The following is a 17,012-nucleotide window of genomic DNA, read 5'->3' on the forward strand; positions in this document are numbered from 1 at the left end:
GCAACATGCAGCAAGTCTGTAGTGTAAAACAAAGCTGTTATTCTTGTATATAATAAATAGGCATCAATTTATGAAAATTATGAATATAGAATGGTTGTTTCTATTCATTTAGATGACTATCGAGTGAAGTGAAGACACGCCCGAGTAAGGAAACTAAGGGGTAATTTAACCTTCGTGAAAGACTGTTATAATCTGCGTTACTGCCGTGAAATATAAGCTATCGTGTAAAGGTGGCAGTCAATAAGTTAATGCAAAAATATCTAGTCAAGGTAGAGGTTCTCAAGTACCATAACTGGATTTTGTTGTAATGATCATATTGGTGCAACGTAGAGCAATTTTTATCGATTCTTATGATGGATAATTGATTTTAAAGATTGATAAAAATTGTGCGCGGTTGTGTTATTTGTCTGAATTGTTGGTGAGTTATTATGTCTGCTGTCAAATCTGTGCCGCCCAATCAACCAATTGCCAAAAAGTCATGGGGCGAAGCTACAAAAGCCTATCTCGATCCTCGTGTCATTATTATGTTGTTTTTGGGCTTTTCAGCGGGTATTCCTATCCTGCTTATTTTCTCAAGCCTATCGCTATGGCTCAGAGAAGCAGGCATTGATCGCGGCGTCGTCACCATGTTCAGCTGGGCAGCATTGGGGTATTCGTTCAAGTTTATTTGGGCGCCATTGATTGATGCACTCCCTGTGCCGTTTTTGACCAAGTGGTTGGGACGTCGCCGCAGTTGGATGGTGGTATCGCAGCTGCTTATCATATTGGCTATCTTTTTGATGGCAAAAGTAAACCCTGTTAGCGAAGATGTCTTGGTCTATATGGCAGGCGCGGCCGTGCTGCTTGGGTTCTCTTCTGCGACGCAAGATATCGTGATTGATGCTTATCGTATTGAGCTGGCACCGCCATCTATGCAGTCTATTTTGTCCTCTATCTATGTGTCAGGCTATCGTATCGGTATGATTGTCGCGGGGGCAGGCGCGTTATATTTGGCTGATTATTTCGGCTCAAATGAGACGTTTTATAGTTATGAGGCATGGCGTAATACTTACTACATCATGGCAGGGGTCATGACATTAGGGGTATTAACGACGTTTGCCAGTTACGAGCCAACCGCTGAAACTTTACAAAGTAAAAAGCAAAAGGGTAATTTAAAAATATTCCTTATTTATTCTGCTTTACTGCTCATACCAGGTCTTCTTTTTGGTGTTATCTACCTGATCAATGCTTTGATTAACACAGTATTTGATAGCACATTGGCCTTGATACCATTAATAGCGATGTCGGCTATTAAATTTTACTTTTTAGCATTGGTCGCGTGCGCACCGTTGTTACTGCTGTACTTCATTATCAATCAACCAAAAATTATTAACAAAGCCCCGTTGGTCGCTGAAACTCGCGAAGATTATGTCAGACTGGTAGCATTGTTTGTGTTTTCAGTGATTGCCTTTATCGCAGCTTATATATTAATGGGACAAGTCCTGCCAGAATTTGAAGGCGCGTTTTCTAGCTTCTTTGTAGAAACTTTGCACTTGCTAGTGAGTTTAGGCGCAGCGATGGCAGCAGGTTATGCACTGGTACAAGTAGGACTGGTCAAAAAAGAAGTGGCCGTAGCAACATGGATTGAACCTGTTTTAGACTTTTTCCGACGTTATGGCAAAAAAGCACTGCTACTATTGGCATTAATTGGTCTGTACCGTATCTCAGATATCGTCGCAGGCGTGATATCAAACGTTTTTTATCAAGACATGGGCTTTAGCAAAACAGATATCGCCAATGCCGTGAAGCTTGTCGGTGTGATTATGGCAATTGCGGGCGGCTTCTTGGGCGGGATTTTGGCTCAGCGCTTCCGTATTATGCATGCCATGATGATTGGCGCGATTTTAGCGTGTGCGACCAACCTATTGTTTGTGGTATTGACGTACAACCCAGGCAGCCTGCCGATTATGTATATGGCAGTGATATTTGATAACTTGGCTGCTGGACTGGCAAGCGCTGTATTTATTGCCTTTTTATCAGCACTGACTTCCATTCGCTTTACCGCCGTACAGTATGCGATTTTTTCCTCACTGATGACGCTGATACCCAAAGTGATGGGTGGTTATTCTGGTGCTATCGTTGACAATATGGGTTATCCATTTTTCTTTATCTTTACCTTTGCCATTGGTATTCCAATTTTGGCACTGATTTACTTTGTCGATAAGTATATCGTCATTGGTGACAACGATGACATTTATGGCGATGACAATAATGATGGAAACGGCGGTAATGGTATAGGTGACAAGCTAAGCAAGACCAATTCTAACCTGACCGACACCAAAGAACCACCGCGCGCATCAGAGTAGGCTAAGCAGCATTTATATCTTTATTCATTTACCGTTTTTTGAGAGTTATCTATGACTGTATCGACCATTCGTCAAATCAAGCAACAAATTGGGCAACTGACGAATGGTGAGTCAAGTCATCAAACCCCCTCGTTTTGGCTAACTGACTGGTTGTTGCATGTCATTGATAAGCCTGCGATAGCGTTGATGACGGATGAAGGTTATCAGCTAACAGATAGCGAGCTTGAGCAATTCAATACAGGTGTGACCAAGATGCAGGCAGGAATACCGCTTGCGTATTTGACTGGTCAGCAAGAGTTTTGGTCGCTGCCCTTTACTGTCAATGAGCATACCTTGATTCCTAGACCTGATACCGAAGTATTGGTCGAGCAGGTGTTAAACTGGATAAACGCTCAGCCAGCGCAACTTAGTAATAAGCGCTTGCTAGACTTGGGGACAGGGTCAGGTTGTATCGCTATCAGTCTTGCCCATGAACTTAAGCAAGCTAATTGGCAAGTCGTGGCGGTTGATTTATCGTCAGAGGCGCTTAAAGTTGCTCAGCACAATGCCGTGAGCAATAACGTTGCCAATATTGAGTTTATCCAAAGCAGTTGGTATCAAGCGCTACCCACTGGCGATGAGCAGCAGTTTGATGTAATCGTGTCCAACCCACCATATATCGACGAGGAAGACGAGCATTTAGCCCATCTAAAAGCTGAACCGATTAGTGCGCTCAGTGCACCCAATCAGGGTTTGGCTGATATCGAGCATATCGTCCAGCAGGCAACGACATACCTATGCACAGGTGGGCTATTGGCAATCGAACATGGCTATGATCAAGGTGATGCTGTGCGCAAGTTATTTTTGGATAATGGCTTTGAGTTAGTGCATACCGTAAAAGATTATGGTGGTAATGATCGTGTGACGCTAGGTCGCATTTAGTGGTATAAGATTTCAGTTGTCATAAGTTCTATAGTAATTAGATTTTTAATCATAGGTTGTGAATGAATATGGTAAAAGAGATGGTACAGCTATCGGATGATGAGCTGCTCCGTTATGCACGGCAAGTATTATTAGACGGCTGGGATATTGATGCTCAGATACGCTTGAAGTCGTCTCGTGTGGTCATGATAGGGGCAGGCGGTCTGGGTTGTCCTGCTGCTGAAACATTGGTACGTGCTGGGGTTGGCTATGTTCATCTGATTGATGATGATGAAATTGAGGCCAGTAACTTACAACGGCAAACGCTGTTTTTACCAGACGATATTGGTCAGCCCAAAGCACTGACTGCAGCAGCCATGTTAGAGCGCATCAATCCCTTGATAGATGCTCGCGGCACAGAGGCACGGTTAGATGAAAACAATGCTTACGAATTGCTCGACATGGCGACAGGCAAGCCTGATTTACTCCTAGACTGTACTGATAATTTTGCCACTCGTGATAGTATCAATCGTATCAGTGTGCGCTACCAGATTCCGCTGTTATCTGCCTCGGCGATTGCGATGCAAGGTCAGCTGGCATTGTTTGAACCACATCTGGACACTGGCTGCTATCACTGCGTGTTTGGCTCGGTGGTGCTCGATGAAGCCGCTGACGAACGTACGTGTGCCAATTCGGGTGTGCTGGCGAGTACCACTGCTGTCATGGGTAACTTGCAAGCCAATGCTGCTTTGCAATATTTGGGATTAACCAAAAATCCACTGACAAATAAACTGCTCATATGGGATGGTAGTCAGATGCAGCAACGGCTGATGGGGTATCGAAAAGACCCGCAATGTCCTGTTTGTAGCAATCCTACTTGAACCGTGTGCATTTGGCGTATCTTTAGCTTATAGTCGAAGTATCATTTTTAGTCTAAGTGTCATTTTCTATTTTCAAACATCCTTCTTATGACCATAGTTGTTTTTTATGAAAATTCATCGTCCGCATTTATTAAAGCATACCTTTAATGTCGTCAATCGTGTTCGCCAAACAGCGAGTGTGGCAGGCCTGTCTGCGCTAAGAGTGGCAAAAGGTGAGAAACCTGACGCGATGCTACTCAAAGAAACCTTTGAGCAGTTAGGTACGACTTATATCAAAATAGGTCAGTTTATTGCCAGTACACCGTCGCTGTTTCCACGCGATTATGTGAAGGCTTTTCAGAGCTGCTTAGATCAAACCACACCATTGTCTTATGCTTATATCGAGCAGGTGCTAAAAGAAGAGTTGGCGGCTGATGGCATGACGCTGGATGACAAGTTTGCGCATATCGACTCAGAGCCATTGGCTTCAGCGTCTATTGCCCAAGTGCATGCTGCACGCTTGCATAATGGCGATGAAGTGGTGTTAAAGGTTCAAAAGCCTAACGTTGAGACCATTATGCAGACGGATTTGGGCGTATTGCATGGCGTGACGAAGTTGCTTGAAATCCTGATGCCGTCGATGAAGTTTGCCAGTATTGCGCCGATTATTGATGAGATTCGCCTGCGTATGCTTGCCGAGACGGACTTTATCGCCGAAGCACAGAACATTCGCGATTTTCAACAGTTCTTAGCGGTATCAGGTAATACTCGTGTCGTTGCACCAACTGTCTATGAAAAGCTGACTACCAAGCGTGTGCTGACGATGAGCCGCTTATATGGCGTTTCTATGGTCGATGAGTCGCTCATGCGTCAATACTGTGCCGATCCTGCTCAAGTCATGGCAGATACCTTAAATACATGGTTTGCCAGTCTTATGCTATGTAATAGTTTCCATGCGGATTTGCATGCGGGCAATTTGATGCTATTGACCGATGGTCGTATTGGATTCTTGGATTTTGGTATTGTCGGTAAATTAAAAGCCGAGAGCTGGCGTGCGTGCATGGGCATGATGCAAGCCATGCAAGACAGTGATTATCAAGCGATGGCGCGCCATATGATTGATATGGAAATGACGCATGGCGGTAATCAAGTCGATGTGGCGGCTTTGGGTCGTGATTTGCAGCGTATGATGAAAACTATCATGGCCGAAGACAAAGCCTTTACCAGCGGTGTGCCCTTTAACAGTAAAGAGCAAGCCGATGAGCTCAATCAAATGATGCTTGAAATTGTCGAAGTCGGTAAGCGTCATGGCATTCACTTTCCCCGTGATTTTGCCTTATTGACCAAGCAAATGCTGTATTTTGACCGCTTTATGCGCACGCTAGCCCCTGATATGGATATGTTTAGCGATCAGCGCGTGCAAATGCTGGGACAAGAGGTGGCTGAGTCCGCACCGTTAAATGTGTCGTAGTTTTTGATGGTATGTTTCCTTGTTAACACGCCCTAGCTCGTCGCTATTTTTGAATGCTTTTTAGAATACTCTAACACAAAGGATTGTGTGCTACTTGCCGCAAAATGGCTCTGTCATGATGACTGCTTTTAAACGCCGTATGGTTCCTATGATTGCCAGCGAAGCGGCCATTGCTTGTATCGGTATGTACTGCATGGCAGTCGTCATGGGCTACGGACGCTTTCTCTTTACCGCCACCTTGCCTGATATTATGGTGCAATTGTCGCTATCGACGACGATTGCAGGCTGGCTGGCATCAATCAATTATATCGGTTATTTTATCGGCGCTCTTATCGCTATGTTTGTGCCTCAGCGCTCGACGTGGCAAGCGATGACGCTGTGGGCAATTATAAGTATCGTGACAACGATGCTACTTGTCGTACCTGATATGTCGCTCATGCTATGGTATGTCATTCGATTGATCGCAGGCATTGCAAGTGGGGTAGCGATGATATTGAGCTCATCATTTGTGATTCAAAACCTTAGCCCAGCGCGTCGTTCTGTACTGTCGGCCGTACACTATGCAGGTATTGGTGTCGGCATTAGTGCCTCTGCCATCGTGACGTGGTGGTTGCTAAAGTTAGGCTATCATTTTGATGTAATTTGGCTAGTAGCAGGCTTTACCAGTTTACCGCTCGTATGGCTACTCTACGCCATAAAACCAAGACCACCACAAGATTCTGACTCGCAGCAGACGGATGCGAAACAGCACGTGTCAGTGCAACAAACCTATTTGAACTTTAAGCGCTCTTTGTATGAGGCAGTTGCTGGTCATCATAAAGCACTTGCTCTACTTTCTGTCAGCTACGTACTGGCAGGGTTTGGCTATATCAGTTCAGCAACTTTTTTGCCTGTCATGGCAGCGCAGCATCTAACAACACAGACCTATGCTGGATTGATGATTTGGTTAGTCGTTGGTATTTTTGCGATGTTGTCAAACCCATTATGGGGCGCGCTTGCCAAACGTATCGGTGAGATAAAAACCTTAATGGGTCTGACAGTATTGCAAGCATTTGGTATGTGTTTGCCTATATGGTTTGATGGCGCAATGGGATTATATGGCAATGCTGCGATTTTAGGGTTGACCTTCGTCGGTATGGTATCGATGACGCTGACGTTGTTTAAAAATATCAATCCTGCCTATTCTAATTTGCTAATTGCTTTGGCAACGTTGGCTTATGCGTTAGGGCAGTTTTTGGGGCCTTTGGTTACGGTAGCGCTGGCAGGGCAGGATGGCAATTTCAATGCAGGGTTGCTTGTCGCTGCTATCGGATTGATGGTGGGGTTGATATTGCTGGTATTGTTCCGCTGGCAGTCACCAATGACTGCTTAGCGTTTTTAGACCACGCTACGGCTAAATACTTCTCGTAATTCAAAACTGGTATGCACTTGAGCCACGCCTTTGATACGATTGAGGCGGTGCAATAAAAATTCCTCGTAATGCGCCATATCACGTACTCTTACTTTGATAAGATAGTCTTCTGAACGTCCTGTGACAATACTACAGCTAATGACTTCCTCAAAGCTCTGAATTTTGCGCTCAAACTGCTCGAAACGTTCTGCTGTATGACGATCCATACTAATAGCAATAAACACGGCTAGCGGATAGCCAAGTTTTTGTGCATCCGTTTTGGTATGGTAACCAGTGATAATATTGGCATCTTCTAAGCGTTTGATACGGCGCGCACAAGGCGTGGCGGAGAGATTGACGCGCTCAGAAAGTTCAGTAATACTCATCCGTGCCTGCGTCTGTAACAAGCGTAATAGCTGTCTATCGATTTCATCGATGTCGGCTGGCGCGGTACTTTCAATAGGATTGTTTGGCATGTTTATGGACTTAATAGTGAATTAACTCGATTATAATGCTTAATTTGGAGTTTTTCACTAAAATAATGACAAATAGAGTGAAAGAAAGCAGATTTCTATCTGCTAAACTTTGATATTATTATGGCATAACCACCAGTTATCTCGTATGATAAAGATTGGCCTAATCACCAGCCGTCCAGCTAAAAACATAAATGCCCATATTATCTAAGGATTGATTATGTCTGACCAAGCCAAACGCACTGTCGCTGCTACGACTACAAAGATCACACCAAAAAATACGGATTTTGACTTCCGTAAATACCGTCCGTTTGCATTTGCGCCCTCGTTGCCAGATCGTACTTGGCCAAGCAAAACGATTGAGAAATCACCAATATGGGCAAGCGTGGATCTGCGTGATGGCAACCAAGCACTGATTGATCCGATGACCATTGAACAAAAAATGCGTTTTTTTAAGACATTGGTAGAGGTTGGTTTCAAAGAGATCGAGATTGGTTTTCCGTCAGCGGCGCAGGTTGAATTTGACTTTGCGCGTAAGCTTATCGAAGAAAATCACGTACCTGAGGATGTGACGTTACAAGTATTGGTACAAGCGCGCGAGCATTTGATTGCCCGTACTTTTGAATCATTAAAAGGCGCAAAACGTGCGGTCGTCCATGTCTATAACTCAACCAGCCGTGTACAACGCGAAAAAGTCTATGGCAAAGATAAAGCTGAGATTAAAGAAATTGCTATCGCAGGTGCCAAGCTGTTGCAAGAATATGCCGCCAAATATCCTGAAACAGAATGGGTGTTTCAGTACTCGCCTGAGAGCTTTAGCCAGACCGAGACTGACTATGCCGTAGAGGTTTGTGATGCAGTTTGTGACGTGTGGCAGCCACAACATGGCCAAGAAGTTATTTTTAACTTGCCAGCGACTGTCGAAGCGTCTATGCCCAATGTCTTTGCTGATCAAGTAGAGTATTTCTGCCGCAATCTGGCTCAGCGCGAGCATGTGATTGTTAGCTTACATACGCATAATGACCGTGGCTGTGCGGTAGCTGCTGCCGAATTGGGCGTGCTTGCGGGCGCGGATCGTATTGAAGGTACATTGCTTGGTAATGGCGAGCGTACAGGTAACATGGACATCATGGTTATGGCCATGAACTTGTTTAGCCAAGGCATCGATCCTGATCTTGATTTTAGCAATATGAGTGAAATCGTTCAGGTCGTGAGTGAATGTAATAATTTGCCGTTGCACCCGCGTCATCCTTATGTGGGTGAGTTGGTCTTTACTGCCTTTAGTGGCTCACATCAAGATGCCATCAAAAAATCTCTCGACTACAATGAAAGCCATCAGAGCGAGACAGACAATATTTGGGACGTGGCTTATCTGCCCATTGACCCTGCGCACATTGGTCGTAGTTATCAGGATGTGGTACGTATCAACAGCCAATCTGGTAAAGGCGGAGTCGCATATATTTTGCAGCGTAACTATGGCTTTAATCTGCCTCGTTGGATGCAGATTGACTTTAGCCGCGTGGTGCAAAACCAAGCGGAATCGGCTGCACGCGAGTTGCAGAATGATGAAATATTACAGACCTTTGAACAAACGTATCTACAGCAAGGCAAGTTTGAGCTGCTAGATTATAGCGTCAATAATAAAGGCGGTGCGGTTTACTTTAGTGGTCAAGTGCAAATGAACAGTGACACTATCGACATTGATGGCACTGGCAATGGCCCATTGTCATCATTTATTGATGGACTTGCCCAGCACACTGGTAAATCAATACATGTGATTAACTATGCTGAGCATGCGATTAACCCGCAGCACAATAGCGGTGATGGCATCGACGATGATACCAATAATGACAACAAAACCAATGCTAATGCGGCGGCTTACATTCAGCTAAATGTAGATGGCGAAGTGTACTCTGGCATTGGCACTTGTAGCAGTACCGTATCCGCGATGCTCAAAGGCGCATTATCAGCCTTTGCTCAAGCATTAAATACATCAGCTGCTTAGTATAAGCGACAGCAAACTGATACCTTGCAGAATCTTGTATCCTCGTAACGCCATCGCTCCTTGTGTTTAGCAAGCAAAGCGATGGCGTTATTTTTGTAGGGATAGAAAAAGGCTGGGTTATAGGGTATTGTTCAACAGACCCTAATGTCATGGCATGCTATATTTTTGGCTATGGCTTTATGACCAATAGCATAATATTACTTGTGTTTTTGGTGTCTAAGACTTACGCTAATGTATATATATAAAATATTATAAATAAAAGGTTAACCATGGAACCTATCTCATTTGCTTCATTGACACTGACATCTATATTGGCTTCGTTGCCCGCGAACGGTGAGGCCATTACCAAGCCGACCATCACCACTCACATCAGTCCAGCTATTGCGGGACAATGGGAGATAGACTTGGACAGCAGCGCTCATTCTAGCCATGCCACGTCGACCAAAGAGGCGGAGGCTAAGCAAGCGGCATTGAATCGTATGCAACAATCAAGCAGTGTAGAGCCGAAAGTAATGGCTGGCATGGAGGGTGGCGTACTGACTCAAAGTGAAGCGCGTGTTTTGAGTATTCAACCTATCACGAACAAAAACATAACCGCGTCAGTGAAAAAATCTAACCAGTGCCGTGAGCTATATAACTTTGGTGCGGACAATGAGATGTGGGCTGTCAGTGGAAAAGAGTGGACATACGGTCGCTATTTAGTGACTCACCGTGAAGAAGGGCTGCCGGTTATCGCGATTAAGACCGTTTATGATAATAATGAAGTAGATTGCTCAGGCAATCAGGTAGACCAAACTGATGAAGCGTTGATTGCATTTATCAATCATGACGGCAATCAGATGCAATGGTGTGCTGACCCTGATGGCAATGAATGCTTTATGAATTTTAATAGAGTATTGCCATAATCAAAACGGTTCGTTGTACTTTGCGTATGATTTGAAATTTGTTGACCATAAAAAAACCGCTATCTACTTGGATAGCGGTTTTTTAGGTTCTGAGCCAGTTGAATAACTTATGGCTTGGCTTTTTCTTTATTCGCGGTCAAAAGCTCTCTTTCGAGATAATGAATATTTTGCGCTTCATGAACAAAGTTATTATCTGCCAAAATCACATCACGATGTAGCGGTATATTGGTTTTGATACCTTCGATCACTAATTCATCAAGTGCATGCAACGTTTTAGATATCGCTTGCTGACGTGTTTGACCATGACAGATAAGCTTACCGATTAATGAGTCATAGTAAGTCGGTATCTCGTACCCAGGGTACAGATGCGAGTCAAAACGAACGCCCGCGCCACTTGGCGCAAACAACTGGCTCACTGTACCAGGGCAAGGCATAAAGGTCGCTGGATCTTCAGCATTGATACGGCATTCAATCGCATGACCTTGAATCTCAATCTCACTTTGACGATAAGATAGGCCATAACCTGCGGCAATTTTGAGCTGTTCGACGACCACATCGATACCAGTAATCATCTCGGTCACGGGATGCTCAACTTGTACGCGAGTGTTCATTTCGATAAAGAAAAATTCATTATTTTCAAATAAGAACTCAAACGTACCTGCGCCGCGGTATTTAACAAGCTCGCAAGCCTTTACACAGGCTCTCAAAATAGGCTCGCGTACGTCGTCAGGGATATCCGGTGCAGGAGCCTCTTCTAGCACTTTTTGATGGCGACGTTGTAATGAGCAATCACGGTCATATAGATGGATGGCATTACCGTTACCGTCACCAAGTACCTGTACTTCTACATGGCGTGGGTTTTGTAGATAGCGCTCCATATAGATCGTATCATCACCAAACCACAGCTCAGCTTCTTGTTTGGCCGCTTGTACTTGTCCAATCACTTCTTCGAAGCGCTCAACGACGCGCATACCGCGACCACCGCCACCAGAAGCTGCTTTAATTAATAAGGGAAAGCCGATATTGCGTGCTTGTTCTTCGGCATTGTGTAGCGTCACAGCACCAACTGAACCAGGTACGGTTGGTACGCCCGCTTTTTTCATGGCGTTAATGGCAGAGACTTTATTGCCCATGAGGCGAATATGATCTGCATTGGGGCCAACGAAAGTCAATCCTGCTTGTTCTACTTGTTCAGCAAATTCGGCATTCTCAGACAAAAATCCATAACCTGGATGGATAGCATCCGCGCCAGTAATTTCAGCAGCGGTTAAGATAGTATTGATATCCAGATAGCTTTGGTTAGCATTAGGTTTGCCAATACAAATTGCCTCATCAACAAAGCGCAGGTGCATCAGGTTGGCATCAGCAGTAGAGTAGACACCTACTGTTTCGATGCCTAGCGCTTTACAGGCGCGAACGATGCGCAGGGCAATCTCACCTCTATTGGCAATGAGCAATTTTTTTATCATGGGTTCATCCTTGTCGAAGCGTCAGTCATTGACTGAGTTTCGATATATAGCATCATATTCTTTGACTTTGACGCGGTATATATACCAAAAGTCAGCCATAATGAAATAAAGTATGGCAAATATCGTTACGCTTTGTAGCGTATGACAGGTTGGCCGAACTGCACGACTTCAGAGTTATCTACCAAGATTTCGTCAACAATACCACTTTGAGTCGCTTCAAGAGGGTTCATGATTTTCATGGCCTCAATAATGCCTAATGTGTCACCCGCTTGAACCTTTTGACCGACCTTTACAAATGGTGGGTCATTAGGCGTTGGCGCTGAATAGAAAACACCGACCATGGGTGACGACTCAATGCTACCCGCTTTTTCTGCAGGTTTTCCGTCAACCGCAGCAGCAGGCGCTGCGCTCGCAGTAGGAGCCGCCATCATAGTTGGCACAGGCGTGTCATAGTGACGGGTGAGGCTAATATGCTCGTCGTCTGAACTGATTTCTAAATTCACCAGTTCACTTTCTTCCATAAGGGCGATGAGGGTGCGTATTTTTTCAATATCCATAGTTTTTATCTGGCCTTGTACTAAATTCGAGAAATAGTGTAACTAAATATTGTCTAATTAGTTGCTAATGATACCTAGATTCGGGGCAATGAGCAATCAATGTACAGTTGTTAACTGAGAATTTTTACATATTTTGACGTAAGCCATCTTTTTAGCAATAAAATCTCTACGATTTATCATAGTCTATATGACTCTGTAGCGCTAGAGCCTGTCTGTATTTTAAAAATGGAGACAGGCATTTGGTATAAATTATCACGTACACAAAGCCGCTTACGCCCATAGGGTGGTCAAGCGCCTTTGTTGGTAGCGCAGACGCAAAGTGAGCAGAATAGAGGATAAGAACAGACCGGTAATTAATGCCATCCAAAACCCTTGCGCACCAACATCCGTAAAGCGTACCAAATAAACACCCAGTGGCAATGCAACTAACCAATAGCAAAATAGCGTCACCCACATTGGCATGGTGGTGTCTTGCATACCGCGCAATATACCAGCGACGTTGACCTGCCAGCCATCAAATAACTGATAAGCAAGCGCAAAGATGAGTAAGTGCATGGATTGAGCCCTTACCACGGGGTTGTCAGTGAATGCTGCTGCCAGTTGTGGTCTAAACAGCCATATTCCGAGCATACAGGTCAAGGCGATCAACACTGTCCAAATCAGTCCAGTGGCTTGGACCTGACGGAGCGCCATGAGGTTTTTTTGGCCAAATCGATTTGAGACCATGATGGTGAGTGCCATGGCAATGGATATCGGTATCATAAATAGCTGAGAGGTCACGGACAGAGCCACTTGATGCGATGCCGTCGCTAGCTCCCCTAACGGGCTAATGACGAGTGCGCCTAAGCTAAATAAGCTGGCTTCAAAAAAGATAGAGATGCCAATGGGAATGCCAAGCTTGAGAAGTTTTTTGATCTGTGCGCGATTGGGACTGGCAAAGCCATAAAAAAAGCGCGTACTGGCAAATTGCTGCCGTTTGGTGAAGCTGGTATAAGCGGCCAATAGTAGGACGTTTATCCATAATACCAATGCCGTTGCCACACCGCAGCCAGCACCGCCCATCTCAGGCATGCCGAATAAACCATGAATAAAAATATAGTTCAGAGGAATATCTGCGAGTAGGCCAATGATACTAATGACGGTCACTGGCTCAGGTCGACCAAGCGCTTCGCAATAGCTACGCAGTACGGCATAGACAGCCAACGCAGGAAAGCCAAATGAAACGCCGTGTAAGTACTGCGTTGCGATCGGTTGAATATTTTCAGGAACACCCATCATGCCAAGTATATTGGGCGCCAAATTAACAACAATAAAGCCAATAATACCAATGACGCCTGCAGTCCATAAAGACTGCTGCGTGATGTGAGGGACTTGGCTATGATTGTTTTGCCCGATGGCTTCACCAATCAGCGGCGTCGTAGCAATCAAAATACCAGTGGCCAATAAAAATAAAGGTAGCCAAATGCCAGAGCCAACCGCTACGGCAGCCAAGTCAAGTGCCGAGACTTGACCTGCCATGATGGCATCGACCACACCAAGCGCTGCTTGGCAAAACTGGGTGATTAAGATAGGGAGTGCGAGTACGCCTAAACGTAAGCTATAGCTTTTGAAATCTTTGAAAGACAATGGAAAAACCATGGTAAGCAACTTTTTATTCTTTGCGGTAATTGTTATTAATATAGTTGTTATTAGGGCGTGTTGAACACCTATTAATAAGCAAACACGGCTATCAATCAATTAAGACTGAAGCAGTAAGGAGAGGTTAGAACCGACGATAATACTCCGATAAATAATATGAGCAAGCCTATAATGTTGCATAAGTAGATAGACAGAGTATGAAAATAAAAATAAAGGCACTAGGGCGTGTCCTCAATTCAATCGATAGTCATCTAAATGGGTTAAAAATGGCTAAATCTTGCCAAACAGCGTCAAATAGCTGACTAATATCTCGATATTATCTGCGCTATTTTCCTTGTTTGACTGCGATTTATCTCATGTTTATCACCATTTTTAAAATGAGGACACGCCCTAAAATAAAAATAACCCGTCGATCCAAGCGATGGATTGACAGGTCATGTACATATAAGATGTTAAAGAAGCCAGACTATGATGTCAACGCTTTAGAGACGCTGCATCAACATTAATTTTATGATTTTTGTGCCTTATATAACCAATAGATAAGGGCTTGAGTTAACACACTCGAGCCTTATAACAATTCAAGTGTCTCTGCCATATCCATAATCGCTCTCCAGTGTTTGGGTTCTAACGGAATCACGGTCAGTTGCTGACAGCCTTTTTTAAGCAACAATGAATCTTCAAGAGCAGGTAAGAACTTCAGCTCTGACAATGGCAATACCGCCGTAAAAGCTTGCTCAAAAGTAAGGTCGACCATATACCAGCGCGGCTCGTCTTCGGTTGCGATAGGGTCGTAATGACGATGTTCAGGGTGAAACTGGGTGGGATCAGGATATCCAGCTGTAGTAACCGTCATGATACCAGCCACGCCTGATGGTTTGGCGCTAGAGTGATAAAAAAACACCTTGTCACCAGTTTTCATGTCATCGCGCATAAAATTACGTGCGCGGTAGTTGCGGACGCCATCCCAACTGTCGGTGCCCAAACGCTGTAAATCGTCAATACCAAAAAACTTGGGGTTTGATTTCATCAACCAGTAAGCCATCTATTTTATCCTTTAACCAATGCTTAAAGTTATCATGTGTTTTGTATAGAGCCCTTATATATTGCCTAACAGTTGCCATTGTGAATAGGGCGTTTATAGGTGGTTTTGTTAATATTTTTACGATAGATAAGCTTTTCTTTCAATCCTCTAGCCGTTATCCTAGCGATACTTTTGATAACGATCATTATTGCTCACTACACAATAAGTTTATATATGCCAAAAATGAAGGCGGACAGCCTGCCAAACGATGCTATTAAGTTGAACCTCATCGAACAAGCGACAAATGCTAGCGTTGTAGAGGTGATGGATATTCCCTTGTCGCTCTATATTCATATCCCGTGGTGTGTCAAAAAATGCCCCTACTGTGATTTTAATTCGCATGAGCTACCGATAGACAGTGAGCTATCTATGTATGAGGAATATGTCGATGCGCTACTGCTAGATGCAAGCATGCAACGGTCGTTGACTCAAGGCCGCAAAATTGGTTCGATATTTATCGGTGGGGGCACGCCATCGCTGTTACCTATTGCACAGTATCGACGACTATTCACTAGCTTGCGTAATACCTTTACATTCGCTGATGATATAGAAGTGACCATGGAAGCCAATCCGGGCACGCTAGAGCATGCCCCCTTTGCTCAGTATCTAGAGGTCGGTATCAATCGTCTGTCAATTGGTGTGCAGAGCTTTGCTGCTGATAAGCTCAAAACGCTTGGGCGCATCCATGATCCTGCACAAGCATTGTCAGCGATTCGTGCTGCCAAAGCTGCTGGATTTCAGCGGGTCAATGTCGATCTCATGCATGGTCTACCGCAGCAAACCATGAATGAAGCGCTGGATGACATTCAAATGGCGCATGATGCTGGCGCAACGCATATCTCTTGGTATCAACTGACCATTGAGCCAAATACCGTGTTTTACCGTAGTCAGCCTATTTTACCAGACGAAGACAATTTGGCTGATATTGAACAAGCAGGTCAAGCGCTATTGCAGCAATTAGGCTATAGCAATTATGAAGTGTCCGCATGGGCAGGTGCGTCAGACAAACCATGCCGTCATAATATCAACTATTGGCAGTTTGGCGATTATCTAGCGATAGGGGCTGGGGCGCATGGCAAAGTGACAATTAGTCATAAAGCGACGATGCATCACAAAGCTAGCGAAACAGCAGAAACGAATAAAATGGAAAACGACTTATTAACAGAATCAGGTATCTACCGTTTTAGTAAATCGCGTTTGCCAAAAGATTATATAGGGCATTTAGATGCCAATGAGCCACCTACCACAATCCAACATGCACCAAAAATGGTGGGCTGGCAAGCGATTGATAAAGATGAATTGGTGAGCGAGTTTATGCTAAATGCGCTACGCTTACACGGCGGGGTGGCTTGGTCATTGTTTGAAAAAAGAACAGGGCTACCGCTTGACGAGATTACCGTGCAAGTGGATAAGCTGGTTCAACAAGGGCTGTTGATAGACAGTACTGAACATTTACAGCCAACAGTATTGGGACAGCGTTATCTCAATCAGATATTACGCGCATTTTTATAGCATTGTGTTTGGATAACTGTCTAACGATGGTGCAATTTGAACACAAAAAAGGCTTATCAAATGAATGATAAGCCTTTTATAAAATCCAAAAATCAAACCTTAGATTTTGTTTTGTACGTCTTGAGCGCCGCCAGAAACAGCTTCGCCAGCACTTGATACGTCTTGGCCCAAACCTTTAAAAGTATTGCAACCAGTTAGAACAAACATAGCAGTTAATGATGCGATGATTACTTTTTTCATAATAGTATCCTCAAGATAAATCGATTGTTATAAGTCGTTACAGTGACGCTAAGTCAGCGTCACTGAGGGAGTGCTGGATAAGAAGATAATGTGCACTTATTATCTTGTTATCCATTACAGACATCATAGTGAAAGTTAAAAACGCTGCACAGTATCAAAATGTAAG

Annotated in this window: 14 protein-coding genes; 8 read left to right on the forward strand and 6 right to left on the reverse strand. The window is 44.2% G+C overall.

Annotation, left to right across the window (positions count from 1 at the left end; genetic code table 11):
- The first annotated feature begins 428 nt into the window (after positions 1-428).
- The 5 genes from QL982_RS06750 (at position 429) to QL982_RS06770 (ending at position 6,948) form a co-directional block, all read left to right on the forward strand.
- Positions 429-2,345, forward strand: coding sequence for an MFS transporter (locus QL982_RS06750; protein ID WP_290162431.1), 1,917 nt, complete (start codon positions 429-431; stop codon positions 2,343-2,345).
- Positions 2,346-2,396: 51 nt separating this feature from the next.
- Positions 2,397-3,266 (forward strand): peptide chain release factor N(5)-glutamine methyltransferase, encoded by an 870-nt coding sequence (prmC, locus tag QL982_RS06755; protein WP_290162433.1) that lies wholly within the window; start codon positions 2,397-2,399, stop codon positions 3,264-3,266.
- Between the two features lie 62 nt (positions 3,267-3,328).
- Positions 3,329-4,126 (forward strand): HesA/MoeB/ThiF family protein, encoded by a 798-nt coding sequence (locus QL982_RS06760; RefSeq protein ID WP_290162435.1) that lies wholly within the window; start codon positions 3,329-3,331, stop codon positions 4,124-4,126.
- A gap of 106 nt (positions 4,127-4,232) precedes the next feature.
- Positions 4,233-5,576: an AarF/ABC1/UbiB kinase family protein gene (locus tag QL982_RS06765; RefSeq protein WP_290162437.1), complete on the forward strand. Its 1,344-nt coding sequence runs from the start codon at positions 4,233-4,235 to the stop codon at positions 5,574-5,576.
- 115 nt (positions 5,577-5,691) lie between these two features.
- On the forward strand, positions 5,692-6,948 hold the full coding sequence (locus tag QL982_RS06770) for a YbfB/YjiJ family MFS transporter (RefSeq protein WP_290162439.1): 1,257 nt from the start codon (positions 5,692-5,694) through the stop codon (positions 6,946-6,948).
- Positions 6,949-6,953: 5 nt separating this feature from the next.
- Here QL982_RS06770 and QL982_RS06775 read toward each other — a convergent pair whose 3' ends face one another.
- The gene (locus QL982_RS06775) at positions 6,954-7,442 is read right to left on the reverse strand and encodes an Lrp/AsnC family transcriptional regulator (protein WP_290162450.1); all 489 of its coding nucleotides are present in this window, start codon (positions 7,440-7,442) and stop codon (positions 6,954-6,956) included.
- A 217-nt stretch (positions 7,443-7,659) separates the two neighbouring features.
- Between QL982_RS06775 and leuA the strand changes: the two genes are divergently transcribed.
- Positions 7,660-9,444 carry a 2-isopropylmalate synthase gene (leuA, locus tag QL982_RS06780; protein WP_290162453.1) on the forward strand — a complete coding sequence of 595 codons (1,785 nt, stop codon included), beginning with the start codon at positions 7,660-7,662 and terminating at the stop codon, positions 9,442-9,444.
- Between the two features lie 269 nt (positions 9,445-9,713).
- Positions 9,714-10,349 carry a hypothetical protein gene (locus QL982_RS06785; RefSeq protein ID WP_290162454.1) on the forward strand — a complete coding sequence of 212 codons (636 nt, stop codon included), beginning with the start codon at positions 9,714-9,716 and terminating at the stop codon, positions 10,347-10,349.
- Between the two features lie 107 nt (positions 10,350-10,456).
- Here the strand turns inward: QL982_RS06785 and accC are convergent, their stop codons facing one another.
- The 4 genes from accC to QL982_RS06805 all read right to left on the reverse strand — a co-directional run bounded on the left by accC (position 10,457) and on the right by QL982_RS06805 (position 15,055).
- Complete coding sequence (gene accC, locus QL982_RS06790; protein ID WP_290162456.1) at positions 10,457-11,818, reverse strand: acetyl-CoA carboxylase biotin carboxylase subunit; 1,362 nt, start codon at positions 11,816-11,818, stop codon at positions 10,457-10,459.
- Between the two features lie 125 nt (positions 11,819-11,943).
- The gene (accB, locus tag QL982_RS06795) at positions 11,944-12,375 is read right to left on the reverse strand and encodes an acetyl-CoA carboxylase biotin carboxyl carrier protein (protein ID WP_290162458.1); all 432 of its coding nucleotides are present in this window, start codon (positions 12,373-12,375) and stop codon (positions 11,944-11,946) included.
- 270 nt (positions 12,376-12,645) lie between these two features.
- Positions 12,646-14,013 carry an MATE family efflux transporter gene (locus tag QL982_RS06800; RefSeq protein WP_290162460.1) on the reverse strand — a complete coding sequence of 456 codons (1,368 nt, stop codon included), beginning with the start codon at positions 14,011-14,013 and terminating at the stop codon, positions 12,646-12,648.
- Between the two features lie 568 nt (positions 14,014-14,581).
- Positions 14,582-15,055 carry an EVE domain-containing protein gene (locus QL982_RS06805; RefSeq protein WP_290162462.1) on the reverse strand — a complete coding sequence of 158 codons (474 nt, stop codon included), beginning with the start codon at positions 15,053-15,055 and terminating at the stop codon, positions 14,582-14,584.
- A 303-nt stretch (positions 15,056-15,358) separates the two neighbouring features.
- On the opposite strand from QL982_RS06805, the gene hemW reads away from it, so the two are divergent.
- A complete protein-coding gene (hemW, locus tag QL982_RS06810; RefSeq protein ID WP_290162478.1) occupies positions 15,359-16,606 on the forward strand; it encodes a radical SAM family heme chaperone HemW in 1,248 nt (415 codons plus the stop codon).
- Between the two features lie 99 nt (positions 16,607-16,705).
- Here the strand turns inward: hemW and QL982_RS06815 are convergent, their stop codons facing one another.
- Entirely contained in the window at positions 16,706-16,846 is a 141-nt protein-coding gene (locus QL982_RS06815) for an entericidin A/B family lipoprotein (RefSeq protein ID WP_290162464.1), read from the reverse strand.
- Positions 16,847-17,012 lie beyond the last annotated feature (166 nt).

The organism is Psychrobacter sp. 5A.1 (genome assembly GCF_030407455.1).
GTDB lineage: Bacteria > Pseudomonadota > Gammaproteobacteria > Pseudomonadales > Moraxellaceae > Psychrobacter.